The sequence below is a fragment of the Saccharothrix sp. ST-888 genome (assembly GCF_000955975.1).
Lineage (GTDB): Bacteria > Actinomycetota > Actinomycetes > Streptomycetales > Streptomycetaceae > Kitasatospora.
On record NZ_JYJF01000806.1, the window covers coordinates 1 to 322 of the forward strand.

Genomic DNA, 322 nt, shown 5'->3' on the forward strand with positions numbered 1-322 from the left:
GTCCGGGGCGAGATCACCGCAGTGGTCGCGGGCGCTCCGCCAGCCGCGCCGAAGGAGTACGGCCCGGCCCAGCTGGCCGAGCTGGTGGCGGTCCGCGAGGAGGCCGGGGAGCGCCGTAAGGAGGCCATCGCGGCCGTGGCGGCGGAGCTCGGCCTGCCGAAGCGCGAGGCCTTCGACGCGGTGGTGGCGGCCAAGCACGGGGCCTGACCGGGCGGCCGGGGTCCCCAGAAGGCAGCAGCTCACTCTGGTCGGCGCGACCCGGTGGCCCGGTCCTACCTTGAGGGGACGCCCGGGGAGGTGGTCCCGCGCGCGGCGCACGGCG

General features: G+C 78.0%; 1 pseudogene. It reads left to right on the forward strand.

The features are described from left to right. Positions 1 to 207 (forward strand): annotated as a pseudogene (locus UK12_RS42425) (16S rRNA (cytidine(1402)-2'-O)-methyltransferase); the annotation flags it as partial. Positions 208 to 322: the final 115 nt, after the last annotated feature.